This is a genomic window from Streptomyces sp. PH9007 (assembly GCF_059813725.1).
The window spans coordinates 5508338-5531354 of record NZ_CM187440.1 but is presented as its reverse complement, the minus strand read 5'-3'; the positions used below and the strand labels follow the sequence as shown (position 1 = coordinate 5531354).

The 23017-nt window shown below is 70.9% G+C and carries 21 protein-coding genes and 1 CRISPR repeat array; of the genes, 8 read left to right on the top strand and 13 right to left on the bottom strand.

Features of this window, described 5'->3' with window-relative positions; translation table 11 throughout:
• Positions 1 to 74: 74 nt before the first annotated feature.
• Entirely contained in the window at positions 75 to 461 is a 387-nt protein-coding gene (locus ACTFAP_RS25435) for a hypothetical protein (RefSeq protein ID WP_500467513.1), read from the top strand.
• Positions 462 to 515: 54 nt separating this feature from the next.
• A CRISPR array of direct repeats spans positions 516 to 1154; the repeat unit is 29 nt; unit sequence GGGACCATCCCCGCGCGTGCGGGGAGCAC.
• A gap of 208 nt (positions 1155 to 1362) precedes the next feature.
• The gene (locus ACTFAP_RS25430; protein ID WP_500467512.1) at positions 1363 to 2271 is read left to right on the top strand and encodes an AraC family transcriptional regulator; all 909 of its coding nucleotides are present in this window, start codon (positions 1363 to 1365) and stop codon (positions 2269 to 2271) included.
• Here ACTFAP_RS25430 and ACTFAP_RS25425 read toward each other — a convergent pair.
• A complete protein-coding gene (locus ACTFAP_RS25425) occupies positions 2247 to 2456 on the bottom strand; it encodes a DUF6011 domain-containing protein (RefSeq protein WP_390122202.1) in 210 nt (69 codons plus the stop codon). The two genes, ACTFAP_RS25430 and ACTFAP_RS25425, sit on opposite strands and share 25 nt — an antisense overlap.
• 267 nt (positions 2457 to 2723) lie before the next feature.
• On the opposite strand from ACTFAP_RS25425, the gene ACTFAP_RS25420 reads away from it, so the two are divergent.
• The gene (locus ACTFAP_RS25420; RefSeq protein WP_495682483.1) at positions 2724 to 2879 is read left to right on the top strand and encodes a hypothetical protein; all 156 of its coding nucleotides are present in this window, start codon (positions 2724 to 2726) and stop codon (positions 2877 to 2879) included.
• Between the two features lie 323 nt (positions 2880 to 3202).
• Here ACTFAP_RS25420 and ACTFAP_RS25415 read toward each other — a convergent pair whose 3' ends face one another.
• On the bottom strand, positions 3203 to 4027 hold the full coding sequence (locus tag ACTFAP_RS25415; protein WP_495682482.1) for a DUF3800 domain-containing protein: 825 nt from the start codon (positions 4025 to 4027) through the stop codon (positions 3203 to 3205).
• Positions 4028 to 4366: 339 nt separating this feature from the next.
• Here ACTFAP_RS25415 and ACTFAP_RS25410 point away from each other — a divergent pair, with 339 nt between their 5' ends.
• Positions 4367 to 6226, top strand: a complete 1860-nt coding sequence (locus tag ACTFAP_RS25410) for an AMP-dependent synthetase/ligase (protein ID WP_500467511.1) — start codon at positions 4367 to 4369, stop codon at positions 6224 to 6226.
• Here ACTFAP_RS25410 and ACTFAP_RS25405 read toward each other — a convergent pair.
• From ACTFAP_RS25405 to ACTFAP_RS25385, 5 genes are all read right to left on the bottom strand, one after another.
• Positions 6183 to 7025, bottom strand: a complete 843-nt coding sequence (locus tag ACTFAP_RS25405) for a glutathione S-transferase C-terminal domain-containing protein (protein WP_500467510.1) — start codon at positions 7023 to 7025, stop codon at positions 6183 to 6185. The two genes, ACTFAP_RS25410 and ACTFAP_RS25405, sit on opposite strands and share 44 nt — an antisense overlap.
• Before the next feature lie 369 nt (positions 7026 to 7394).
• Positions 7395 to 8471: an LLM class flavin-dependent oxidoreductase gene (locus ACTFAP_RS25400; protein WP_500467509.1), complete on the bottom strand. Its 1077-nt coding sequence runs from the start codon at positions 8469 to 8471 to the stop codon at positions 7395 to 7397.
• A 146-nt stretch (positions 8472 to 8617) separates the two neighbouring features.
• Positions 8618 to 8914, bottom strand: a complete 297-nt coding sequence (locus ACTFAP_RS25395; RefSeq protein WP_495682477.1) for a DUF6199 family natural product biosynthesis protein — start codon at positions 8912 to 8914, stop codon at positions 8618 to 8620.
• 764 nt (positions 8915 to 9678) lie between these two features.
• Entirely contained in the window at positions 9679 to 10197 is a 519-nt protein-coding gene (locus ACTFAP_RS25390) for a hypothetical protein (RefSeq protein ID WP_495682476.1), read from the bottom strand.
• A gap of 382 nt (positions 10198 to 10579) precedes the next feature.
• Positions 10580 to 11260 carry a hypothetical protein gene (locus ACTFAP_RS25385; protein ID WP_500467508.1) on the bottom strand — a complete coding sequence of 227 codons (681 nt, stop codon included), beginning with the start codon at positions 11258 to 11260 and terminating at the stop codon, positions 10580 to 10582.
• 298 nt (positions 11261 to 11558) lie between these two features.
• On the opposite strand from ACTFAP_RS25385, the gene ACTFAP_RS25380 reads away from it, so the two are divergent.
• Positions 11559 to 12638, top strand: coding sequence for a MerR family transcriptional regulator (locus ACTFAP_RS25380; RefSeq protein ID WP_500467507.1), 1080 nt, complete (start codon positions 11559 to 11561; stop codon positions 12636 to 12638).
• A gap of 78 nt (positions 12639 to 12716) precedes the next feature.
• On the opposite strand, the gene ACTFAP_RS25375 is transcribed toward ACTFAP_RS25380, so the two are convergent.
• The 3 genes from ACTFAP_RS25375 to ACTFAP_RS25365 form a co-directional block, all read right to left on the bottom strand.
• Positions 12717 to 13076 (bottom strand): hypothetical protein, encoded by a 360-nt coding sequence (locus tag ACTFAP_RS25375; RefSeq protein ID WP_500467505.1) that lies wholly within the window; start codon positions 13074 to 13076, stop codon positions 12717 to 12719.
• Positions 13077 to 13190: 114 nt separating this feature from the next.
• Entirely contained in the window at positions 13191 to 13382 is a 192-nt protein-coding gene (locus tag ACTFAP_RS25370; RefSeq protein ID WP_495682472.1) for a hypothetical protein, read from the bottom strand.
• A 10-nt stretch (positions 13383 to 13392) separates the two neighbouring features.
• Entirely contained in the window at positions 13393 to 14244 is an 852-nt protein-coding gene (locus ACTFAP_RS25365) for a Scr1 family TA system antitoxin-like transcriptional regulator (protein ID WP_495682471.1), read from the bottom strand.
• 320 nt (positions 14245 to 14564) lie between these two features.
• Between ACTFAP_RS25365 and ACTFAP_RS25360 the strand changes: the two genes are divergently transcribed.
• On the top strand, positions 14565 to 14984 hold the full coding sequence (locus ACTFAP_RS25360) for an ATP-binding protein (protein WP_500467504.1): 420 nt from the start codon (positions 14565 to 14567) through the stop codon (positions 14982 to 14984).
• A gap of 1 nt (position 14985) precedes the next feature.
• Here the strand turns inward: ACTFAP_RS25360 and ACTFAP_RS25355 are convergent, their stop codons facing one another.
• Together ACTFAP_RS25355 and ACTFAP_RS25350 are read right to left on the bottom strand one after the other, a co-directional pair.
• Positions 14986 to 18057 (bottom strand): glycosyl hydrolase 115 family protein, encoded by a 3072-nt coding sequence (locus ACTFAP_RS25355; RefSeq protein WP_500467503.1) that lies wholly within the window; start codon positions 18055 to 18057, stop codon positions 14986 to 14988.
• Positions 18058 to 18170: 113 nt separating this feature from the next.
• Positions 18171 to 20009 carry an acyl-CoA dehydrogenase family protein gene (locus ACTFAP_RS25350; protein WP_500467502.1) on the bottom strand — a complete coding sequence of 613 codons (1839 nt, stop codon included), beginning with the start codon at positions 20007 to 20009 and terminating at the stop codon, positions 18171 to 18173.
• A 194-nt stretch (positions 20010 to 20203) separates the two neighbouring features.
• On the opposite strand from ACTFAP_RS25350, the gene fdhD reads away from it, so the two are divergent.
• Positions 20204 to 21088 carry a formate dehydrogenase accessory sulfurtransferase FdhD gene (gene fdhD, locus ACTFAP_RS25345; RefSeq protein WP_500467501.1) on the top strand — a complete coding sequence of 295 codons (885 nt, stop codon included), beginning with the start codon at positions 20204 to 20206 and terminating at the stop codon, positions 21086 to 21088.
• On the opposite strand, the gene ACTFAP_RS25340 is transcribed toward fdhD, so the two are convergent.
• Positions 21001 to 21999: a bile acid:sodium symporter family protein gene (locus tag ACTFAP_RS25340; protein WP_500467500.1), complete on the bottom strand. Its 999-nt coding sequence runs from the start codon at positions 21997 to 21999 to the stop codon at positions 21001 to 21003. The two genes, fdhD and ACTFAP_RS25340, sit on opposite strands and share 88 nt — an antisense overlap.
• A 105-nt stretch (positions 22000 to 22104) precedes the next feature.
• On the opposite strand from ACTFAP_RS25340, the gene ACTFAP_RS25335 reads away from it, so the two are divergent.
• Positions 22105 to 22938: an aldo/keto reductase gene (locus ACTFAP_RS25335; RefSeq protein ID WP_400008497.1), complete on the top strand. Its 834-nt coding sequence runs from the start codon at positions 22105 to 22107 to the stop codon at positions 22936 to 22938.
• Positions 22939 to 23017: the final 79 nt, after the last annotated feature.

Sequence of the window (23017 nt, the reverse complement as noted above, 5' to 3'; positions counted from 1 at the left end):
CCGAAAACACCTCTTGCGGCGGGGTGAGCCGTCCGGCGACGGTGGAGGCGACACCAGAAGAGGGAGGCCATCGCATGGCGCGGGGGCGCGGAAACTACCGCCGTAACGACGATGACCGCGGAGGGCGGGCGGCCCGGGAGCGGCGCGAACGCGAACGCGACCAGCGGCGGGACCGCGAACAGCGCCGCGACATGGACCGCGGGCGCGAGTGGGACCGCGACCAGGAACGCCGCGCGGACCGCTCCCTGGACCGCGAGCTGGACCGCGACCGCCGCCGGGAGGACGAACGCGAACGCCGCCTGGACCGTGCCACCCGCCGCGACATCGACCGCGACCGCGACTACGCCCGCGCCGCGCGCCGGACGAGCCGCCGCGGCGGAAGCGGCGCCCCGGTGGCGATCGGCCTGGTCCTCTTCCTGGCGGCACTGCTGGCCCTGCTGGGCTGGCTGGTGGTCCGGTAGCCCCGCGAGGGGCGGGGAGCACCCGAGGCTGGCGAGGTGCCGCATCTCCTCGCCGGGACCATCCCCGCGCGTGCGGGGAGCACACCGTGTTGTCCCCGGTGCCGGCGTCCACCGCGGGACCATCCCCGCGCGTGCGGGGAGCACACCGTGTTGTCCCCGGTGCCGGCGTCCACCGCGGGACCATCCCCGCGCGTGCGGGGAGCACGGATGGCACCCCAACGGGATGACCACCAATCTGGGACCATCCCCGCGCGTGCGGGGAGCACCTCCGCAGGGCGGCGCGTGGGCGGTGTGGCGGGGGACCATCCCCGCGCGTGCGGGGAGCACAAGACGGCCCCCGGATTTCGTGCCTCGACTCAGGGACCATCCCCGCGCGTGCGGGGAGCACACGGCGATGAGCGCGCGCTGGTCGCCGAGGTCGGGACCATCCCCGCGCGTGCGGGGAGCACCCCCGGGAGGACTGGGAGGAGTTCAAGGAACTGGGACCATCCCCGCGCGTGCGGGGAGCACTCCAGCTCGCGCACCTTCGTTCGGTGTCCGGCGGGACCATCCCCGCGCGTGCGGGGAGCACTGGCACTACCGGCTGATCGCCTGGGGCTGCGCGGGACCATCCCCGCGCGTGCGGGGAGCACTCCACCCCGAAGTCCGCCTGCATCGGCTGCCCGGGACCATCCCCGCGCGTGCGGGGAGCACCCTTCGTGACCTGCCGCTTTAGGCTGGCCTGGCCCTGAATTCGTGCACCTTCGCCGACTCGGACAAAAGCCGTCTCTCGCCCATCAGTTCTCGCCCTCCTGCGAGCACTGTACCCACCGCACAGCACCCGATCCTTCCGGGCACAGGATGTCGGGTCCGGCACAGTGGTTCTTTCCTAGCGTGGTCGACACGAAGGAAGGAATCCGGGGTGCTGGAGCGGTTGAATCAGGCGATGGAGTACGTCGAGGGGCATCTCGATCAGCGGATCGAGATGCCCGAGCTGGCGCGGATCGCGCTGACGTCGGAGTACCACTTCCGGCGGATGTTCTCCGCGCTCGCCGGGATGCCGTTGTCCGAGTACGTACGGCGCCGGCGGCTCACGCTCGCCGGTGCCGAGGTGCTGGCCGGGGAGCGGACCCTGCTCGACATCGCCGTCCGTTACGGCTACGGCTCGGGTGAGGCGTTCGCCCGCGCGTTCCGTGCCCTGCACGGGGTCGGGCCGGGCGAGGCCCGCCGTACGGGGGCCGCGCTGCGCTCACAGTCCCGGATGTCCTTCCGCCTCATTGTCGAAGGGAGCAGCAGCATGCGCTATCGCCTGGCCGAGAAGGACGCGTTCACGGTGGTCGGCCGGAAGGCCCGGGTTCCGCTGGTGTACGAGGGCGTCAATCCGGCGATCGCGACGTTCATCAAGAGCATCGGTGCGGACACCATCGAGCGGCTGGAGGAACTGTCCGATCAGGATCCGGCCGGAATTGTCGGCGTGACGGCCAATTTCGAGGACCGTACCGGGCCGGAGGGCACGGAGCTGGATTACTACCACGCGGTGGTGACCGGCGCGGCGGCCCCGCCGGATCTCGATGTGCTCGCCGTCCCGGCCGGTACCTGGGCGGTGTTCGAGAGTTCGGGGGCGTTCCCGGCCGCTCTCCAGGTCATGTGGCGGGACATCTACACCCAGTGGTTCCCGTCCAACCCGTACCGGAGCGCGCCGGGGCCCGAGATTCTGCGGACCCGGCTCTCCCCGGACGGCACCACGGCCGACGCCGAGCTGTGGATCCCCGTGGAACACACCGGCGGCGCCGACACGGGCACCGGTCAGACGCCGGGCAACGTGTCCTGATCGACCTCGGTCACCCGGGGCCGGGGTGCTCCGCGAAGCCTCAGCTTCTCGCGGCACTCCGGCCCCAGCCCCCACGTACGGGCCTCGCGGCCGGTCAGCGGCCGGCCGCAGAGCCGGCAGAAGACGGGGGCCCGTTCCGCACGGGGGTCCACGCCCGGCAGCAGCGGTTCATCACTGGGAGACATGCGACAGGTCTATCACTCCGGCTCCGTGCCAGCCTTGTCCCCCACGTCCCGCGTCTCTCCCCCGGCGCAACGGCTCGCCGCGCGCCCGGCGGACGGCCCGGCCCTCACGCGCGGGCACGGATGAGCCGGTGGCACAGCACGCCGGGCGGCCGGGCCACGGGCGTGCCTGCTGACCGGACGACGGAGCACGACCGCACGCCCTTTCCTCACCTCCGCACGCCCGCCGATCGTGGGCATGGCAAGACAAGCGGCACGAAGGTGAGGACGATGGCGTACTGGAGGAAGCCCTACCAGCGCAAAGACGGCACGCGCGTGCGTGGACACTGGGTCACTCAGAACCCCCGGCAGCGGTCAGGCTCTTCTCTGGGGCCGGTTCTCATGCTGGTGGCGGTGGTCATCCTGCTGCTGGCGGTGGTGGGCTGACGCCGGAAGCAGCGGGCTGGACGCCCGGCAGCGTGCCCTGGTCCACTCCCGCCCGGCGGGGCCGGGGCACCTGCGCAGCCAGCTTCTCGCACTGCTCGGACAAAGGGCGATCGAGAACGTAAGAACACGTGCGCGCCCACACCCCTGAAGGGTGATTTGCAATCCGTTGCGATCCCCAGTGGGTTCTGGACACTCTCCACGGGGTACAGTCCTTAATGGAGCCCTTCGGTGGGCTGCCGGGAACCGGCCGGAACCAGGCAACTGGATCCTCCACCCCAGAGGTGGCAGTGGCCCCCGGAGCCCTCCAATGGGCTTCATCCGTGTCAGGCGACCTCCCATTTCTTCCACCAGCAGCGGTCGGTCACAAAAGAGTCCGCGCCTGTCGACCCCATGACCTTCACCCCGTAGCCATGAAGGCGCCCCTGGGGTGAGCGGTACAGCTGATGTTTGACCAACAGCAGGTTCGCCGCACATGCCTCGTCCTCGTAGGCGCCGCTCAACGCGGCGTTCAGCAGACCGGCGTGCAGGTCGGCAAGCTGGATGCCGTTCCAGTCAGTACCCGACCAGACCGGCGGCCAGGTGATTCTTTCCCACGGGGGCGGTCTCCACTTGTCGTGACGCCCCTGACGCACCAGATCGAGATAGTTCACGGTCTCGGTGTGGTCCATGCCCTTCACCGCACCGAGCCGCACTACCGCACGCCGAGGTCCGCCTTCCCACTGTTCCGCCGCCCACGCGACCCGCTCCAGCAGGTAGCGGGTGGTGTAGTTGTAGAAACGGCCACCATCGGCGAGACCGGGATAGGAACGTATGGCGTCCTTGGGAACGATGACATGGATGACCTTGGCCGAGGGCATACTCGCAAGCTCGATGGCAGCCATGGAGCGGCGTTGCGGATGCTTCTTCTTGAAGTGATCCACCCAGTGGAGAGGGGCCGTGGCTCCAGGGTGCGAGGCGTGAATGGCCGCGCGGAGACCGGCGGCAGTGGCGATGACGCTCCAGTTGTCCTCGAAGGGCACCAATAACCCCGTCATGGCGAAGAACGGCGAGGACTTGGCCGACAGCCCCCGGTCGCCGGTCTCATCGATATAAACGTTGAGGCCACGCGGGCCGGAAGCGGAACCCGGAAGGGCGGATCGTCGGCTCATGCCAACCTGCCTCGGCCGGCCGGACCGCACAACACCTCTGGGAATATGCACACCACGGGAGACGCCACGGGAGAGTCAGCCCTTCGATCCAGCCCTCGGGCTCTACCCCAGGGCACACTTCGTCGTGGTCCGGCTGCTCACACCCCCCGTTCGCGTCCGGACACAGCACGTTACACCCAGCTGCGGGCTTGTCGGTTATTTCATATGCACTGGGCATGGTCACTGCCGTGGTGTGTCTATCATCCCAGGTGAACTGCCCACCCATTACATGGAGTTCGTCTATACCTCACATGGTGTGCGCGGTGGCGTGAAGGGACCAAGGGGACGGGGGAAGCACACATGAGGCAGGGGCGGGCGCTCAGGCGGGCGCGAGCACGGGCGCAGGGTGGCCCGGGGTCGGCGGTCGAGGTGGTGCGCGAGGAGGGTACGGGGCGGGTGTACGAGGTGCGTGGCGCGCCGCTCGTCGTGAGTGCCGCGTGGGGCAGCGTCGCCGACATCCCGTTCGCCAACGCCGAACAGGCGCCCGCCGCCACGGTGATCCGGCGCAAGACGGACGGACGCTGGACGGATGTCACCGCCGCCGCCTTCGCCGCCGAGGTGCTGGCCGTCGCCAAGGGGCTGATCGCCACCGGCGTCCGGCCCGGGGACCGCGTCGCGCTCAAGGCGCGCACCCGGTACGAGTGGGCCGTCCTCGACTTCGCCCTCTGGGCGGCCGGTGCCCAGAGCCTTCCCCTCCACCCCGCCACGTCCGACGGGCAGACAGCCCGGATCCTGCACGACAGCGGCGCCGAACTCCTGCTCACCGACGACGATCTCGACGCCGGCCGCCTCGACGAGCTGGTACGTCTGGGCGCCGACGTCGGCGACGAGGAGGTGCACCGGCGGCGCACCGCGCTCACCCCGGAATCCACCGCCACCGTCGTCCACACCCCGGGTACCCCCGGCACCACCGGACGCCCCCAACTCCAGGCCCTCAGCCACGGCCAGCTGCTCACCGAGGCCGGCAACCTCACCGGAGTCCTGAGCCCCGCCCTCGACATGGCCGGCCGCCGACGCCCCACCATCCTCATCGTCCTCCCCCTCGCCCACCTCCTGGGCCGGACACTCCAGCTTGCCTGCCTGTCCGCGCGGATCGTCATCGGCCACGCGCCCGGCGCGCCTCCGGCCGACCTGCGCGCCGAACTCGCCGCCTTCCGCCCCACCTTCCTCGTCGGCGCGCCCCACCTCTTCGAGAACATCCACGCCACCGCCCGCGCCACTGCCGAACGCCCGCGCCGCGCCCCCTCCTTCGCCCGCGCCGAACGGCCGGCCGTCGCGTACCGGCAGCAATCCCTGCGGTACGGTCTGCGGCCGGCCCACGCCGTCCACGACCTGCTCGTCCACCGCCGCGTCCGCGCCGCGCTGGGGGGCCGGCTGCGGTACGCGCTGAGCTGCGGCGCGCCGCTCGACGCCCGCCTCCAGCACTTCTTCCTGGGCGCCGGTATCGCCCTCGACGAGGGGTACGGGCCGACCGAGACCGGCGCGGCGGTCACCCTGGTGCCCCCGCTCGCACCGCGCCCGGGCACGGTCGGGCAGCCGCTGCCCGGCACCGCCGTACGGATCGCCGCCGACGGCGAGATCGAGGTCAAGGGCCCCACCGTCGGCACGGACGGCTGGCTGGCGACCGGTGACCTCGGCGCACTCGACGCCGACGGCTATCTCACGGTCACCGGACGCAAGAAGGACCTGATCGTCACCAGCGGCGGCACAACCGTTTCCCCCGCCCTCCTGGAGAACCGGCTGCGCGCCCATCCGCCGCTCGGCCCCTGCCTGGTCATCGGCGACCGGCGCCCCTTCGTCGCGGCGCTGATCACCCTGGACCCCGACGCGCTCGCGCACTGGCTGCACACGCGGCGGCCCCCGTACCCGCCCGACACCCCCTTCGCCACCCTGCGCGAGGACCCCGCCGTGCGGGCCCACGTCCAGCGCGCCGTCGACGCCGCCAACGCCGCCGTCTCCCACGCCGGTTCGATCCGCGCCTTCACCATCATCGAGGGCACCTTCACCGAGGAGAACGGCCTGCTGACCCCGTCGCTGCGGATCCGCCGCCCGGCCGTCGCGAGGGCGTACGCGCGCGACATCGCCCGCCTCTACACGGAGCTTCCGGCCGTGCCCGCTACACGTAACTCCCCGCCGGTTCGACCGCCGTCCAGTCGATGATCTGTACGGCCGCCCCCGCCGCCTCAAGACCGCGGCACCGGGAGTGGTGCCGCTGGTGGATCTCCTCCAGCCGCAGCTGATCACGGAAGGCGGGCAGCGCCAGCAACCGGCGCGCGTACGCCCACAGCCACGGGTGACCGGCGATCCGCTGCACGGTGTCCGCCCCCAGGTGCCAGCGGTGCACCGTGTCCAACTGCACCAGCGTCACCCACAGCTGGACATCGGCGGCGGTGATCGACTCCCCCAGCAGATACGGGCCGCCCGGCTCGGCCAGCCGCTCCTCCACCCTGTCGAGCGCGGCCAGCAGCACCTCGACGGCGCCCGTGCCGGCCTCCCGCTCCCCGGCCCGCTGGGCGGCCCCGTTGATGCCCTCCTCGAACAGTTCGTCCAGCTCCGCGATCTCCGCCTCGGCGGCGGACGGGTACAGCTCGGGAGCGTCGCCGTCCCGGAAGCGGGTGGCGAGATCACGCAGGATGTGCGGCGCGTGGTTGCTGACGATCCGCCCCGTCCAGCGGTCGCGCAGCACGGGCGCGGCGGCCGGGCCGGTGTGGCCGTGCCGGGTGGCGGTGTACGCACCGTGCAGCGCCGTGTACCCGCCGCCGGTCCCGTCGGGGACGGCGGGGAGGGTGGTGAGCGCGACGGTGTCCGTCAGCCCCAGCAGTGCGTGGGTGATGGCGATGCGCAGACAGCTGGGACAGGCGAGTGAAAGGTAGAGGTGGTAGCGGTGAGGTGCGGCGTGGAAGCCGCTGCGGGCGTCGGAAAAGATCCGGCCCCGGAACTCCGGCGGCGTGTGGGACATGGCTCTCCTCGGGGGCGCGCGGGCATGCGGGCATGCGAAGAAGCGGCCCACTCACAGGAGGGGCCGCTCGCGGGGAGGGGTTACGCGGCGCTGGAGGTGCGCAGCAGATCGATGTGCCGGCGGGAAGTGAGCGGCGGACGCCGGATGGCGACGATGGCGGTGGCCGCGCAGAGAGTGCTCGTGCAGGGAATGGTCGTGCAGGTAGCGGTCGTGCGGGGAGTGCTCGCGCAGGTGGCGACGCCGGTCGTGGCCGGGCGCGTGGCACAGCCGGCCTCCGGACCACCACCGTTCATGAACAACCCCGCCCGTCCCGCTCGTTCCGCCGGTGTGCGTCCTGCGCCGGGACCAGCCCGGCACAGGACCATGACCTCAGTTCACGGCGAGCTGCGCATCGCGCTTGGCCACTTCCTCCCGGACGATCGGGATGACGTGGCGGCCGAAGTCGATGGCGTCACCGAGCAGGTCGTAACCCCGCGCCGAGATGATGTCCACTCCGAGGTCGTAATAATCCAGCAGGGCCTGGGCAACTGTCTCCGGGGTGCCGACGAGGGCATTGGAGTTGCCGGCCCCGCCGGTGGCGGCGGCGGTCGGCGTCCACAGCGCGCGGTCGAAGCGTTCGCCGCGCTCGGCGAGGGCGATCAGCCGCTGTGAGCCGGTGTTCTCGGGCGCCTGGCGCGGCGCGCGGTGGGCGCGGATGGCGCCGACCGTACGGTGTGCCTTCTCCCAGGCCAGTTCCTCGGTCGGGGCGATGATCGGCCGGAACGCGACCTGGATGCGGGGCACTTCCTTGCGCCCGGCGGCGGCAGCGGCCTGCCGTACGGACTCGATCTGCTGGGCGGTCTCGGCGAGCGGCTCGCCCCACAGGCAGTAGATGTCGGCCTCGGCGCCACCGGCGGCGTACGCGGCGGGCGACGATCCGCCGAAGGAGATGTCCGGGCGCGGCTGCCGCGCCGGGAACACATCGCTCACGTAGTCCCGGAAGCGGTAGAAGTCCCCTTCGTGGTCGAAGGGTTCGCGGCTGGTCCAGATCTTCTTGACGATCCGGATGTACTCGCGGGTGCGGGCGTAGCGTTCGTCCTTGGTGAGGGTGTCGCCCTCGCGCTGCTGCTCGTGGTCGTTGCCGCCGGTGATGAAGTGGACGGTGAGCCGGCCGCCGCTGAGCTGGTCGAGGGTGGCGAACACGCGGGCGGCGTAGGTGGGGTAGGAGATGTTCGGCCGGTGGGCCAGCAGGATCTGGAGCCGGTCGAGCCTGCTCGCGAGCAGCGCGGCCCCGGTGGCGGGGTCGGGTGAGCCGGAGCCGTAGGCGAACAGCACCCGGTCCCACCCGTGATCCTCGTGGGCGCGGGCGAGTCTGATCGTGTACTCGGGGTCGAACGCGCCGCCGGAACGCGGGGACGTCTCGGAGCCGTCATGGGTCGCGGCGATGCCAAGGAATTCCACGGGCATGGTGAAGAGGCCTCTCGGGGGAGGGAGAAGACAACGGTGAGGTGCAGGTGGGCTGTGTGCCGGGGTCCGACCACGCCATCAACAGGCCGCGGACCACACCCGACCGAAGTCGATATGTCCGCGGATCACCAACCGCCGCTGGGGCCTCATCCCTTCAGTTCACCAGCGCCTTCGCCGTCCGTCAACCACTCCACGGCCGGTGCCGGCCGCTGGGAGAGCTCCTTCGCCGCCTCGTCCCGGGCCTGACAGCCGAAGAGCAGCACGGCGAGACCGGCGGCAATCCACAGGCAGCGCTGAATGAAGAAGTACGTGTCCGTGCGCTCGTGATACTCGGGGTTGCGGTACTTCATGGGGCCGTACATCTTCCACACCCGCCGGGGCCCGATCGCCGCGACAACGAGCACCACGAACCCGACAAAAATGAAGCCGTCCCCGGTCTGCACTCTCTCCCCCGCCCCCATGGTCCTTACGACGCGCTCAGATTACCCGCCGGCCCACGAGCTGGACCGGGCTGCTGTTGGCGGTGGTCACGCATCGGCCGTGATCCACACCGACGGACCACCCGGGCGCCGAACTCCTCTTCCGGGTGCGGCGTCCCACAGCATCGCCTCCTCGGGTCATCCTTGGCAGGCGGTACTTCATCACACACCTCTGACATCATGGGCCGTGCTGCCGAATCCAGATGGTCAAGTACTTGCAAAGCCCCTCTAACGCCGCAGGTCAGGAAGTGTTCTCCCCGCGCAGGCGGGGGTGGTCCGGTCCGCCCCGGCCGGTGGGGATCCGGATCCCGGCTCCCCACCGGCCGGGGCGCCGGACGACACCACCACCGGGGACACCGCCTCCGTCGAGTGTCAGCCGGCTCCGGCGGGACGCGGTGGGGCGGGAGCGTCGGATGGCATGAACTACCTCCTGGCACATGAAATGTGGGGGTGTCAGGGTGACGGGAAGAGTACGGGGCCCGGCCGGAACCGGGTCAGGGCAGGCCGGGCCGCCGTCTCGTCATGGTCGTGGCGCGTGAAACATGGGGGGTGTTGTGCGCTCACCGTGTCTTGATGTGAGCGCGCCAGCAGTCACGCACACCAACCCGTCATGCCTAAAGGGAGTTCGGGATCTCTTAGTGGTACAGCCCACTGGCAACGCCGCTGACGTGGTGCAACGGGCCTAGACTCAGCGACCTTTCGGCGGCCGGAAACGACGTCGGCCGGGCTCAGCAGCTTTCGCAGGTGAAGTACAGCCCCTCCCAGTGGTCGCTCATCTGCGTGAAGTAGTTGCCCATGCCCGTCCAGTACCGGGGCACGTCGTCGTCGGGGCGATTCTCTATGAACCTGTAGTTGTCCACCACAAAGTCTTCGAGGCAGTTGTTGAACGAGTAGTCCAGCCGGAAGCCCTCCTCGTGGCTGTAGGGCTCGGACGGGTGGCCGCGTTCCGTGCCGCCGACGATATTGATGTCGCAGCCGCTGCGGAGCTTGAGGACTTGCGCCGCCCGGGCCGTATCCCAGTTGAGCTCCTCGAAGGACGTACACGCCTGGTCTTCACGGTCGGAACAGTTGCCGACGGACGACCAGGTGATGCCCACCTCCTCGAACATCTCGACGGCGCGCTCGTGCGAAATCTTGTCCGGGTGCACCGTCACCTCGGAGTCGGTGGCCGCCCCGGCCGTGGCCGGGGCGGCGACGAGAGCGGTACCGCTGAGCGCCAGGGCCGCAATAACCGATCGGATACGCATGAGTGGGAAACCTCCTGCTGTGGGGAGCGCCCGAAATGGGCGCGTATGCGTCAGATGGCCATGTGGCCAATTGGCGTGCAGGTGGTGCCCGGTCATGCTGCCCGAGAGCTCCGGGCATTCGCTATGCCAGCCCGGGCAGTCTGGCGGTGCCACCCCGGGCAGCCATGCGGGCAATGGCCCCGGGGGCGTTTGCCGGCCATCGGCCGGTGGTATTGGCCCGCGCCCCCAATGGGTCGGCGGCGCCCGGCCCGGGCGAGTCGGCCGGCCGTGCCGCGACCGGACTCGCCCGGCCCGCTTTCGTCACCCGAAAGCGCGGACGGCCTCAGCAGCCGCCGCAGTTGGCGATTCAGAGCGTCGACCGGTGAGCGGCGCTCGCGTCCGGTTACTTCTTCCTGGTGTCCCAGGGGTTGGCGCCGAAGGTGCGCAGCAGGACGATGAGCGCGGCGCCCAGCCGCCAGTCCACCTCCGGGGTGTGCAGATGCAGCTTGTCGCCACGGGTCCGGAACTCCAGCGGCATCCGCCCGCCCGCACGCCACCTGATCCTGCGGGGGCCGCGAGCGACGCCGCCCTCGTTGCCGGCGACGCTGTCGAAGATGGTCATCAGCAGGATCATGACTTGCAGCGGCAGCAGCAGCCACCACAGGCACCACCACAGGATCCGGCCCTTGAAGCCGACCGCCTCGGGGCCGCCGGCGGGCGTCACCGTCCAGCGGGTACGAAGTCCCCTGCCGCGCAGCGCCTTCTCCCGCTTGAACATACCGAGGTGCTCGCCGCCCGCGCCGAGCACCTGGAACGTCGCGACGCCACCGGCGGCGGACCGGGTGACCAGCGTGGCCACACGTTCCCGACGGTGCTCGTCCGCCCACAGGACGAACGAGCGAGTGCCGCTGCGGTGCGCCGCGAGGTACGCGGGTACGCCGCCCGGCGGCAGTTCGCGCTCCACGTAGGCGACGACCTGGGCCGGTCCGGATGCGCCGGTGAGCTCGACCACGTTCTTGACGGGCGCGGACGGGTCGCCGCTGTCCAGGTACGGGGAGATCTTCAGGGTCAGTACGTTGCTCATGCGGGGCGTCCTCCGTGGTCGGCCGGCTGCTGGATCCGGCCCCACCCACTCGACGCCGTTTGTGAGGGCCGTAGTTGCGGTGTGGTGCGGAAAGCCGAAGGATCCGCCGAGCCGGATCCCGCCCTGAAGCGGCCGGAACGGGTGAGGACCCGTCAGAAGGTGGCACGACGCGCGGATGAGATCCGTCGGTCTCCGTACGGAGACCGACGGGGGTGGAATCCGTGGTTGACCTTCACCTTGGGGCAGCCCGCAGCATCGGTGTGGCCGGGCGACGCGCTCGGCATGAGGAGGAACGAGCATGGGGTTGCTGACCATCGGGGCGTTCGCGAAGGCGTCCCGGCTGTCACCGAAGGCGCTGCGTCTCTACGACGAGCTCGGTCTGCTGACCCCCGCCCGTGTCGACCCGGTGACCGGCTACCGCCTCTACGCACCGGAACAGTTGGAACAGGCCCGACTGGTCGCCTGGCTCCGGCGCCTGGGCATGCCCCTGGCCCGCATTCAGCATGTCTGCTCGCTGGACGCGGGCCCGGCGGGCCAAGAGGTCCGCGCGTTCTGGGCCCAGGTCGAGGCCGACACCGCCGCACGGCGGGACCTGGCCACCTTCCTCATCGACCACTTGTCCCGGAAGGACCCCGCCATGCCCCCGAACGCCAAGTCTCTGGCCATCCGTTACGCCGCACTGTCCGACACCGGCCTCGTCCGCGAGAGCAACCAGGACACCGCCTACGCCGGTCCCCGGCTGCTCGCCGTCGCCGACGGCTGCGGCAGCCGGGGAGGCCCGGCCGGCGCGGCCGCCATCGGCGCGCTCAAGCACCTGGAGACCGGCAGCCTCCCGGCGGGCAATCTCCTCAACGTTCTCGAAGACGTCGTCGAACAGGCCAGGCAGGCCGTCCACAATGTCGCCGGGAGCGGATCTGCGGCCGAAGGCACCGGCACGACCCTCACCGCGATGCTCTGGACGGGGTCGCAGCTGGTCCTCGTCCACATCGGCGACTCCCGCGTCTACCTCCTGCGTGAGGGAGAACTGTTCCAGATCACCCACGACCACACCCTGGTCCAGTCGATGGTCGACGAAGGACGTCTGAGTCCGGAGGAAGCCGCTTCCCATCCGCAGCGGTCGCTGCTGGTCCGGGCCCTGGGTCAAGGCGCCGATACCACCCCCGACATGCGCCTTCACGACGCGCAGCGGGACGACCGGTATCTGCTCTGCTCCGACGGTCTGTCGACCGTCGTGCCGGCCCAGGGCATCCGCCAGGTGCTCACCGGGATCGGCGAACCCGAACAAGCCGTACGCGAACTCATCGCCCTCGCCAACGCCTCCGGCGGCCCCGACAACATCAGCTGCGTGGTCGCCGATGTCGTGGAGCAGCAGCGGTAGGAGTGAGCGGGCGGCGACCACACATCCGGCAAGGGGCCGAGACGCACGCCCGTGCTCGGCCGTCCTGGCCTTGAGGGCTCAGGGTGTGTGTTCTGTTGTGAGGGTTCCGTCCGGGTGGGCACCCTCGGTCCGGGCGTCCGGCTCGCCCGTGTGCGGCGCGCGCCGCTGCTGCCGCACCCGCTGCGTCATGACGGCCCCCGGGACGGCAAGCGCGATCAGGAGCGGCATCGCGGCGGCTATCGCGACCCAGAGAATGAGGGCGAGGTACCCGTAGGCGGCGTTCCCGGTGTCCCGGTCCGCCACCACGAGCAGGACGACGCTCGCCAGGAACGCGACCACCATCAGGGCGCCGAGGGCGATGGCGAGGCCGAGGAGGATGCCCGCCCACCGCCGGTAGGCGTCGCTGACGCCCCGGTCCTGCGGTGCCACGTACGCCATGGGCGCAGGGGTCACTGGGGCTGGGCGCGGGGCTGGCTGCTGGTCGGACATGAAGACCCATTCTCCTGTGCCCGGCCCCCGAACGCCAGCCTCGCCCCCTCGGCCCCGCACCGCTCACAGCAGGTGGTCGGCCTTGCCGGCCTTGATCTCCCGGATCATCGTGGCGAGGGCCTCGCGGGAGTCCGAGATGGACAGGTGCTCCTGCCCGGCGACCGCTATGTAGGCGTTGCCCTCGCCGTCGGTACCGAGCCGGAAACAGTTGTTGCCTTCCGCGCAGAACGCTTCTTCCCATGCGATCTCACTCATGAGGCCCCTTCTAGAGTTCGCGGACGACGGCGTGGATGAAGTCGCGCGAGGCGCTCTCGGAGAGCGTCTCCCGGTCCATCCATTCCAGGTGCTCTCGATACTTGGACAGATGCGGGTCCGAGTGCAGAAACTCCGGCCCATGCGCTGAGTCGAGCTGAGCTGTGTCCAACTGCGGGACGGGAGCCTCCGAGTAGAGCAGCGCGTGTCCGGCACCCGGGAAGTTGCCACGCTCCACAGGGATGACCCGGATAGAGATGGTGTCCCTCTCACTGTCTTTGAGCAAGGCATCGAGTTGGTCACGGGTCGTTTCACGGCCACCGAAAAGCATGCGCAGGGCCGCCTCGTGTATGAAGCTCACATACGTGACGGGATGCTCACGCGTCAGGACCTGTCGCCGCGCCATGCGGTGGGCGACACGGAGTTCGATGTCAAGGCGCGACAGTTCGGGGAGGCCCGACGCGAAGACGTTGCGGGCGTACTCCTCGGTCTGCAGCAGCCCAGGGACGTGCACCGTCTGAACGGTCTGGATACCGACCGAATGCCACTCCAGCTCGGCGATGTCCAACAAGCCGGGCGAGAGCTTGCCCCGGTACTCGTCCCACCAGTTCTTGCGTGGCAACTGCGTGAGTTCCGTCAGGGCGGACACGAACGCGTCATCAGTGCAGTCGCAGTGGGTGGCCAGAGTGCGCACCCGCTCGGGACTGATGTTGCGGATCCCGGACTCGATGTTGGAAATCTTGGCCCGGTCCGTGCCGAGCAGCCCTGCGGCGTACTCGGCGGACATACCCGCGTTCGTGCGCAGCTTGCGGACTTCGGCGCCGAGTCGCTTCTGTCGCTGACTGGGCATCGTCCGTGGAGGCATGGACATCCTTCCCGTGAACCTGGTGCTCAGGCTGCCGGTACATCACTGTACAGGGTGAATGTTGGGTACTTTTCCACCCGACTTCTGGAAATTGATGCACTTGATGCCCTACCTTGAGTGGCGTGACGCTCGCACTCCGCAAGCGTCACCTGCGCCCCCTGCGTATGGGGAAACGATCGATGATCCGCCGGGTGTTGCAGTGACTCACGCTTTCCACCAGCCATCCAGCAAGCGGAGTTGCCATGTCCGAATCTCAGACCCATGGTCTGGTCGCCGTTCCACCCGGCGGGCTCGTGCCGGTGAGTGTCAGGTGTCCCGTCGTGGGGGCCGATCAGGTGGAGCCCAGGGAAGGGGAGTTGGCCTACGGGTTCACCTTCCCGGCCTCCGCCGCCGCCCCGACGATCGCACATGAGGCCACCGAGGTCATCCTCGACGTGCACCGGGTCTATGCGCTGGCCGATCCCGCGCTGGAGCTGGTGCGGGAACTCGTCACCTATGCCTGCCGGTTCAGTGGCGACGGCCAGGAGGTGCACCTTTCCCTGCGGCACCGGGACAGGGTGCTCAGCCTGGCCGTGTACGACCCGCACGTCTGCCACTCCTGCCCCACCAGGCGGCCGGACGGGCTCCAGGCGGCCCTGTCCGTCGTGCGCCGTCATGACGGGGACTGGGGGCTGGAGTCGGGAGCCGGGACGCGGACCTGGGCGACACTCACCGACGTCCCGCGACGCTGGGCCGCCTGAGTCAGCGCAGGCGCAGGCTCTCGGGCGGGCCGAGGTAGCTGGGGCGGAGGCCGCCGGTGTCCGCCACCAGTTTCTGGACGACCATCGTGGGGTCCACCATCCACAGCTTCAGCGTGTGGCGGCCGGCGGTCGTGAGGGTGTGGTCCGTCGCCGTCAGGTTGATGTTGTCGGAGGTGTTGCGCGCCCACTGCTTGTTCATCGCCGTGTCGTCGGCGCCCGTGGCAGCCGTGATGTTCACCGACTGCGGCGGCTGGTCGTCGAAGGAGACCGCGTACGTCAGGCCGTCCGTCGGCAGGACGTTGTTCCTCGGGGAGGCGTACACCCACAGCCGCAGCCGCCCCGTGCTGAACAGCGTCAGGTCGTACTCCAGGCACGGCCCGGCGCCCGGCGCGAAGCGGGCGGCGGTCACCGGGAAGGGGGTCATCGCGGCGCCGGTGCGGCCCGCGTCCGGCAGGCGGTGCCAGCGGACGCCGCCCGCGCCCACCGCGCGGGTGTGGTGGTCGGCCTCCATGGCCACGTAGCCGCCCGCTTCGATGAAGCCCTTCAGCTCGTGGCGGTTGACCTCCGGCCGGTGGACAGGGGCCAGGACGCGGGCCGTCGCGCCGTTCGGGCCCCGCACCGTGATCGAGGCCCGCGTCCGGCCCCGGGGCGCCTTCGCCCAGTCGACCGTCACCGTGACCCGCAGCTGGTCGCCCACCGGTCCGCCGGAGTGGGAGACCTTCAGCCACTTCTCGGACGGCGTCACCGTGCAGGAGAAGGGCCGCTGCCCCCGGTTGAAGATCTCGATGTACTGCTCGGGGGCGGTCTGGTACGGGGAGAACTCCGGGAGGACCAGCGGTTCCGTCGCGTCCGGCCACCACGCGGTCGAGCCGTCCACCGCCACCCCCAGCTCCTCCCGTTCCGGCACGTCGATGCGGCGCGGCGCGGGGTGGATGGCGTCCGGGAGCACCTGGTGGTCGGGGGTCTGGGGCTGCTGCCAGCCGGCGTCGGGGCCGTACCGCTCCACGTCCCCGTAGCCGATCTTCGGCTGGGTCTGGAATCCGCTCCACTTCCCGTCGGCCAGCGTGGTGTTGTAGTAGTCCGACATCGCGCGGTCGTCCGCGAACCGGGCCTCGGCCGCGTCCGCCAGCGCGTTGGTGGCGGCCCGGCCCTGTCGGGCGTAGAGCAGGCCGGTGAACTGGGCGGCGCGCAGGGCGTACAGGTTCGCCGTGGCCTCCACCTGGTACTGGACCAGCTGGTAGTAGGCGTCACGCTGTTCGGCCGGGAGGGTGTGCGCGATGCGTTCCGCCCGGTCGTCCAGGTGTTCCCACTCGGCCGTGACGCGTTCCAGTTCGCGGTAGTTCTCCAGGGAGAAGGGGGTGGCCGCGTCGTCGTGGAGCACCTCCCCCGTGTGCGGGTCCACGGTGATGCGCCGGTTCAGCAGTTCCGGCTTGCGGCGGGACTGGAGGACCCCGTAGGTGTGCAGGACCTCGGCGATCTCCGTCGCGTGGCGCGGGCCGAAGTTCGTCTCCGCGTAGGCGCGTTCCCACTCCCCCAGCCGGTCCAGGGTCCAGCGGCCGGGGTCCCAGGCGTAGTCCAGGAAGAATTGCAGCGGGAGTTCCTCCGCCTTCATGTCGCCGCAGTTGACCACCCACAGCCGGTCGACGCCGTACTGGTGGGCCAGGTGCAGTTGTTCCCAGGTGGCGGCGAGGTTGACGGTGTCGACCCACTTGTAGTTGCGGCCGACGCCGACGTAGTCGAAGTGGTAGTACAGGCCGTAGCCGCCGGAGCGTTCGGGGAGGCTCTGGTCGGGGAGCTTGCGCAGGTTGCCCCAGTTGTCGTCGCAGAAGATGACGGTCACGTCGTCCGGCGGGCGCAGGCCCTGGTCCCAGTAGCGCTGCACCTCCTTGTACAGGGTCTGGACCTGCGGGACGTCCAGGTGGCCGGCGTCCTTCAGGATGGCGCGCTGCGCGGCCAGGATGGATTCCATCAGCTCGATGCCGTCGCCGTCCGGCAGGCTGACGTCGCCGTTGCCGCGCATGCCGAGGGTGACCACGCCCTCGAAGTCCTCCTCCTTCATGCGGCGGATGCCGTCCGCCCAGTAGCGTTCGACCGCTTCGCGGTTGAGGCGGTAGCTCCACTCCCCGTTGCCGCCGTACGGGTCGGTGCCGCCGCCGGCGTGCCGGTTCCACTCCTCAATGCCGCGCATCATCGGTCCCTCGTGGGAGGTGCCCATGACGATGCCGTACTCCTTGGCGGTGGCGTGGTTGGCCGGGTCGTCCTCGGCGAAGGCCCGGCCCCACACGGCCGGCCACAGGTAGTTGGCCTTCAGGCGCAGCATGACTTCGAAGACGCGGGCGTAGAAGGCGCTGGTGAAGCCGCCCGTGTGGCCGGGCGCGTGTCCCGGGCCGAAGTGCCGGGGTGCCCAGGTGCCCAGGGCCGGGTTCTCGTCGTTGATGAAGAAGCCCCGGTACTTCACGGCCGGGGTGCCCTGGGTGTGCCGGCCGGGGAGAATGTACGCGCGCTCGCGGCGCCGGGCGGGGACGTCGTTCCACCAGTACCAGGGGGAGACGCCGAGCTGGCGGGAGGTCTCGTACACGCCGTAGATGGTGCCGCGCTGGTCGCTGCCCGCGATGACCAGGGCGCGGTCCACGCCGGGGGCCGGGTTGTCGACGATCTGCTGGAGGCTGGTCTCCCAGCGGCCCTCGATGCCGCTCACGTCGAGCCGGCCGCCGGCGATCAGCCGGTCGACGAGGGGGCTGCGGCCGATGGTGCCGATGATGACGATCTCGCGGGCGGCCGTGGCGGGGAGGCCGTCGTGGTGGTGGACGGCGGGCACGGCGCCGGTGACCCGTTCGATGTCGTCCCGCAGGTCGCCGGTGACGCGCAGCACGCCGGGGTGGTCGGCGGAACTCACCACCAGCGGGGCTGCTTTGCCGCTCGCGGCCAGGGTGAGGGAGCCCGGCTGCCAGGTCGAGGCGATGAAGGTGGCGCTCCGGCGCCCGCTGGTGTGGGCGGGGGTGGCGGCGGGCACGGCGGCGGCTGTCGCTGCGGTCAGCGGAAGCAGGCTCAGAAACGCACGGCGGCTCGTCATGTACGCGATAATTTCCGGGATTCTTCCGGAAGGTAAGGGGGTGGGAGCCCTGAAAGTTTTCCGACGCCGCCCCCGGGAGGACGGGGGCGGCGGGGACACGTCGGCGGTGCGGGTCAGTGCTCCGACAGCATCGGGAGCGAGGCCAGGTACTCCTCCGGAAGCCCGAACGCGTCTCCCAGACACGCCAGATGAGGGGTGAGCCGGGCGATCGTCCGCTCCACGGCGGCCGGGACGTGCCGTACCTGGTCGGCCGTCAGATGGCCGTCCGCCAGCAGCTCCCCCGTGCGGCCCGCGAGGGTCCGCAGCAGGAACAGGCGGCGCAGATCGTTCAGTACGGACCGGGTCGGGCCGTGTCCGACGGTGGCCTCCGCCGCGGCGAAGGCGTCCGCCGCGCGGCCGGCGGCGTGCAGCGCGACGAGTTCGAGGACGGCCCCGGAGGCGCCGTTCCAGCGGGCCAGTGAATCGCCGCGCGGCCCCGACCGCAGATCGGCGCGGGCCCGCTCGTGCCAGCACGTCTCCGCCGCCGCGAGCAGCGCCCGCAGCACGTCCGGGTCCGCCACGTCCCTTGTACCGGGCGGGGCGGCCGGGTTGACGGAGGGGGTGGGCGCGAACAGCAGCTCGGCCCCGGCCTTGCACCAGATCGCCAGATTGTCGCCCTCGGCGGTGATCGCCCCCTCGGTGTTGGCCGCCTGCTCGGCCAGTCCGTTCACGGGGAACAGCCCCCGGGCGCCGCAGCGTTCGCGGGCCTCGGTGATGATCTGCCGTGCCTGCCAGGTGATCCAACCCTTGGCGATGGCCGCCTCCCGCTCCGCCTCGGCCCGTTCCGCGGCGGACGCGTCGATCGCGGCGGCGGTCGTCCGGCGGTGCAGGAACGTCATGGCGCAGGCGTGCGCCACCGCCTCCAGCAGCCGCCCGGTGTGGCTGCGGTGCGCCGCCAGGGGAACCCGGCGGCCGGCGGCCGGCGCGGAGATGTGGCGCTGGTGGGCGTGCCGGATGGCGATGGCGAGCGCCGCCCGCGCGCCGCCGAGGGTGGCGGCGCTCATGCACAGCTTTCCGGTGGTCACCCGGCCGATGGCCGACAGGAAGCGCCGGCGCGGGCTGCGTACGGCGCTGTCGAACCGGCCCTCAGGGGTGAGCGTGCCGTGGGCGCCCTGGAGCAGCGCGGCGTACGGCAGCCGCACGCCGTCGAAGGTGGTGGCGCAGTGGTCGACCGGGCTGCCGACGCGGTCGGGGAGTTCCTCGATCCGGATGCCCGGCAGCGGGCCGTCGGCGTCCGAGAGCGGGGTGAGGAAGAGGAAGACACCGTGGTCCTCACCGGCGGCCAGCAGCCGTGCGGCGACCACGGCGCTCTTGGGGCCGCCCGCGGGGCCGGTGTTGGGCATGTACTTGCGCGCGCCCCGGTCCGGGGTGTGCAGCACGAAGCCGCGCGACTCCGGGTCGTGGCGGGCGGTGGTGCGCAGCGCGGCGGCGTCGTTCCCGTGGTCGTACTCGGTGCACAGAAACGTTCCGACGCGGTCCATGGCGGTGATGTCCCGCAGGTCCCGGGGCTCGGAGCGGTCATCGTCCAGCAGGCTGCCGAGGAACAGGTTGTAGTGGATGCCGGCCACGGTCGCCAGGGCGCCGTCCGCCACGGCCAGCCACTCGTGGGCGGCGGCCAGCGCGCGGGGGTCCCGGGCGAGTGCGAGGGCGTCCCCGTGGCGCTCGTTGACCAGGCGCAGCCGGTCGTAGGTCTCGCGGTGGCGTTCCTCCCGCCGCAGTTCCGGGTGGTGGTGCAGGCGCTCGTCGCGCAGCAGGCCGCGCCAGAACGTGTGGGGGTCCCCCGGGCCGTCCCGCAGCAGCAGAGCGGTCAGCGCCCGGGGGTCGGGCAGCCCGGTTGCGCTGCCGGGTGCGGTGGGTGCGCGATACGGAGCGGGGACGACGGTGCGGAGCGGGCCCGTGGTGGCGCCGGTCATGGGCAGTTCCATTTCACGCAGAGCAGTGGGTTGCTTGCGTCAGGTTAAGGCCGTGATCCCTGTGCCCCCAACACGCCCTGGTGGAAGGGGAGTCGGGCGCTTCCGCCGGGGGCGGCCGCGGCGGGAACCGCGGCATGCGGCGGGGTGCGGCCGGCGCATCGTCGGGGTGGGGCCCCATGGGGCATGATGGCCGTATGGGACGGGTCACGGAGCGGCGGCGGGTGGTGCGGATCCGGGACGGGGCGGTCAGTGAGCGTCCTGACACTCTGGTGGGCGAGGAGCCACTGGAGATCCGGGTCAACGGGCGTCCGCTGGCCATCACCATGCGCACCCCGGGCGACGACTTCGCCCTGGCCACCGGCTTTCTCGTGAGCGAGGGCGTGGTGGCGGCGGCCGACGAGGTCGCGCGCGTCGCCTACTGCGCCGGGGCCACCGCGGACGGTTCGAACACGTACAACGTCGTGGACGTCCGGCTGGCCGACGGTGTCGCGCCGCCGGACGCGTCCCTGGAGCGGAAGGTGTACACCACCTCCTCCTGCGGGCTGTGCGGCAAGGCGTCGCTGGACGCGGTGCGCACCACGGCCCGCTGGCCGCTGCCGCTGGCCGGCGGCCCGGTGCTCACCCCGGCGCTGCTGTCGGCGCTGCCCGAGCGGCTGCGCGAGCACCAGCGGGTCTTCGAGCGGACCGGCGGGCTGCACGCCGCCGCGCTGTTCGACGGCGCGGGTGAGCTGCTGGACGTACGGGAGGACGTGGGGCGGCACAACGCCGTCGACAAGGTGGTGGGGCGGGCGCTGACCGCCGGGCGGCTGCCGTTGGCGGACACCGTGCTGCTGGTGTCGGGGCGGGCCTCCTTCGAGCTGGTGCAGAAGGCCGTGATGGCCGGCATCCCGGCGCTGGCCGCGGTGTCCGCGCCGTCCGCCCTCGCCGTGGAGCTGGCGGAGGAGGCCGGGCTGACGCTGGTCGGCTTTCTGCGCGGCACCTCGATGAACGTTTACTCGGGGAGTGAACGGCTGGTGCTCCCCGGCGACTCGTCCTCCTCCGACCAGCGGCGGGCCAGGAACGCGCACACCAGTAGCTGAAGCTGGTGGAAGAGCATCAGCGGGAGCACGGCCAGCGCCGTCTGTTCGGGGAAGATCACTCCGGCCATCGGCAGGCCGGCCGCCAGTGACTTCTTGGATCCGGCGAAGGTGATGGCGATCCGGTCGGCCCGTCCGAAGCCGAGACGGCCGGCGCCGTGGGTGGTCAGCAGCAGCATGATCGTCAGCAGCACCCCCTCGACCGCGAGCAGCGCCAGCAGCCGCCCCCAGCTGGCCTGGGACCAGATGCCCTCGTTCATGCCCTCACTGAACGCGGCGTAGACGACCACCAGGATCGAGCCGCGGTCGACGATCTTCACCAGTACCCGGTGGCGGGCGATGAAGCCGCCGATCCAGCGGCGCAGCAGTTGCCCGGCGAGGAACGGCAGGAGCAGCTGGGCGCCGATCGACAGCAGCGCGTCGGCGCTGAAGCCCGAGCTGGCGCCGATGAACGCGGCGGCCAGCAGCGGGGTGATGACGATGCCGGCCATCGAGGAGAAGGACCCGGCGGCGATGGCTCCGGCCACGTTGCCGCGCGCGATGGAGGTGAAGGCGATCGAGGACTGCACGGTGGAGGGGACCAGGCACAGGAACAGCAGCCCGGTGTACAGGTCGTCGGTGATCAGCCAGGGGGTGAGGCCGCGGGCGGCGAGACCGAGCAGCGGGAAGATCAGGAACGTGCAGGCCAGGATGGTCGCATGGAGTCGCCAGTGGCGTACGCCGTCCATGGCCTCCTGGGTGGACAGCCGGGCTCCGTAGAGGAAGAACAGCAGCCCGATGAAGATCTTGGTCGCCCCGTCCACGGCTTCCGCGGCGGAGCCGCCGACCGGGAACAGGGCGGCCAGGCCGACGGTTGCCATCAGCAGCAGGATGAAGGGGTCGATGAACCGGGTCAATGCACGCACTCGCGTCATTGTGCCCTCCGCCACTGGGGGCTGCGCCGCCGGGCCGGATCATGGACGATAGGCAAACGACTACCAAGTGATCGGTTCCCGATCAGAAGAAGGAATGATTCGTACGTGAGCAGCGTCCCCCATGTCACTCTGAACAACGGCGAAGAGATCCCCCAGCTGGGCTTCGGCGTGTGGCAGGTCCCCGACGACCAGGCGACCGACGCCGTGAGCAGCGCCCTGGAGGCGGGCTACCGCCACATCGACACCGCGGCGATCTACCGCAACGAGGCCGGCACCGGCAAGGCGCTGGCCGCCTCGGGGCTGCCGCGTGAGGAGCTGTTCGTCACCACCAAGCTGTGGAACTCCGACCACGGTTACGACGACGCCCTGCGCGCCATCGACGTCTCGCTGGAGAAGCTGGGCCTGGAGTACGTCGACCTCTACCTGATCCACTGGCCGACCCCGATGTACGACCAGTACGTCGAGGCGTGGAAGGCCATGGAGCAGATCTACGCCGACGGCAAGGCCAAGGCCATCGGTGTCTCCAACTTCCGCCCCGCGCACCTGCGCCGGGTCATCGACGAGGGCACCATCGTGCCGGCGATCAACCAGATCGAGCTGCACCCGAACTTCTCGCAGGCCGAGTCGCGCGGCGTGCACGCCGAGCTGGGCATCGCCACCGAGGCGTACTCCCCGCTGGGCTCGGGCAAGGGGCTGCTGGACGACCCCAAGCTGGCCGAGATCGGCGCCAAGCACGGCAGGACCCCCGCCCAGGTCGTGCTGCGCTGGCACCTCCAGCTCGGCAATGTCGTCATCCCCAAGTCCGTGACCCCGGCGCGGATCAAGGAGAACATCGACGTCTTCGGCTTCGAGCTGGACGCCGATGACATCGCGGCCATCGCGGCGCTGGACACCAACACCCGGGTCGGCGCCGACCCGGAGACCGCCGCCTTCCGGTAAACCCGGACCCATCCGGGCCGCCTCCGGCTCCGAATGACGGGTGGCACCCGCGTGCGGCGCGGGTGCCACCCGTTCTGTC

What these genes read in the sequence shown, in the direction of transcription:
- ACTFAP_RS25435 (WP_500467513.1), top strand. Translation starts at nt 75, where the DNA reads ATGGCGCGGGGGCGCGGAAACTACCGCCGTAACGACGATGACCGCGGA.
- ACTFAP_RS25425 (WP_390122202.1), bottom strand. Translation starts at nt 2,456, where the DNA reads ATGTCTCCCAGTGATGAACCGCTGCTGCCGGGCGTGGACCCCCGTGCG.
- ACTFAP_RS25420 (WP_495682483.1), top strand. Translation starts at nt 2,724, where the DNA reads ATGGCGTACTGGAGGAAGCCCTACCAGCGCAAAGACGGCACGCGCGTG.
- ACTFAP_RS25415 (WP_495682482.1), bottom strand. Translation starts at nt 4,027, where the DNA reads ATGAGCCGACGATCCGCCCTTCCGGGTTCCGCTTCCGGCCCGCGTGGC.
- ACTFAP_RS25410 (WP_500467511.1), top strand. Translation starts at nt 4,367, where the DNA reads ATGAGGCAGGGGCGGGCGCTCAGGCGGGCGCGAGCACGGGCGCAGGGT.
- ACTFAP_RS25405 (WP_500467510.1), bottom strand. Translation starts at nt 7,025, where the DNA reads ATGTCCCACACGCCGCCGGAGTTCCGGGGCCGGATCTTTTCCGACGCC.
- ACTFAP_RS25400 (WP_500467509.1), bottom strand. Translation starts at nt 8,471, where the DNA reads ATGCCCGTGGAATTCCTTGGCATCGCCGCGACCCATGACGGCTCCGAG.
- ACTFAP_RS25390 (WP_495682476.1), bottom strand. Translation starts at nt 10,197, where the DNA reads ATGCGTATCCGATCGGTTATTGCGGCCCTGGCGCTCAGCGGTACCGCT.
- ACTFAP_RS25385 (WP_500467508.1), bottom strand. Translation starts at nt 11,260, where the DNA reads ATGAGCAACGTACTGACCCTGAAGATCTCCCCGTACCTGGACAGCGGC.
- ACTFAP_RS25380 (WP_500467507.1), top strand. Translation starts at nt 11,559, where the DNA reads ATGGGGTTGCTGACCATCGGGGCGTTCGCGAAGGCGTCCCGGCTGTCA.
- ACTFAP_RS25375 (WP_500467505.1), bottom strand. Translation starts at nt 13,076, where the DNA reads ATGGCGTACGTGGCACCGCAGGACCGGGGCGTCAGCGACGCCTACCGG.
- ACTFAP_RS25370 (WP_495682472.1), bottom strand. Translation starts at nt 13,382, where the DNA reads ATGAGTGAGATCGCATGGGAAGAAGCGTTCTGCGCGGAAGGCAACAAC.
- ACTFAP_RS25365 (WP_495682471.1), bottom strand. Translation starts at nt 14,244, where the DNA reads ATGCCTCCACGGACGATGCCCAGTCAGCGACAGAAGCGACTCGGCGCC.
- ACTFAP_RS25355 (WP_500467503.1), bottom strand. Translation starts at nt 18,057, where the DNA reads ATGACGAGCCGCCGTGCGTTTCTGAGCCTGCTTCCGCTGACCGCAGCG.
- ACTFAP_RS25350 (WP_500467502.1), bottom strand. Translation starts at nt 20,009, where the DNA reads ATGACCGGCGCCACCACGGGCCCGCTCCGCACCGTCGTCCCCGCTCCG.
- fdhD (WP_500467501.1), top strand. Translation starts at nt 20,204, where the DNA reads ATGGGACGGGTCACGGAGCGGCGGCGGGTGGTGCGGATCCGGGACGGG.
- ACTFAP_RS25340 (WP_500467500.1), bottom strand. Translation starts at nt 21,999, where the DNA reads ATGACGCGAGTGCGTGCATTGACCCGGTTCATCGACCCCTTCATCCTG.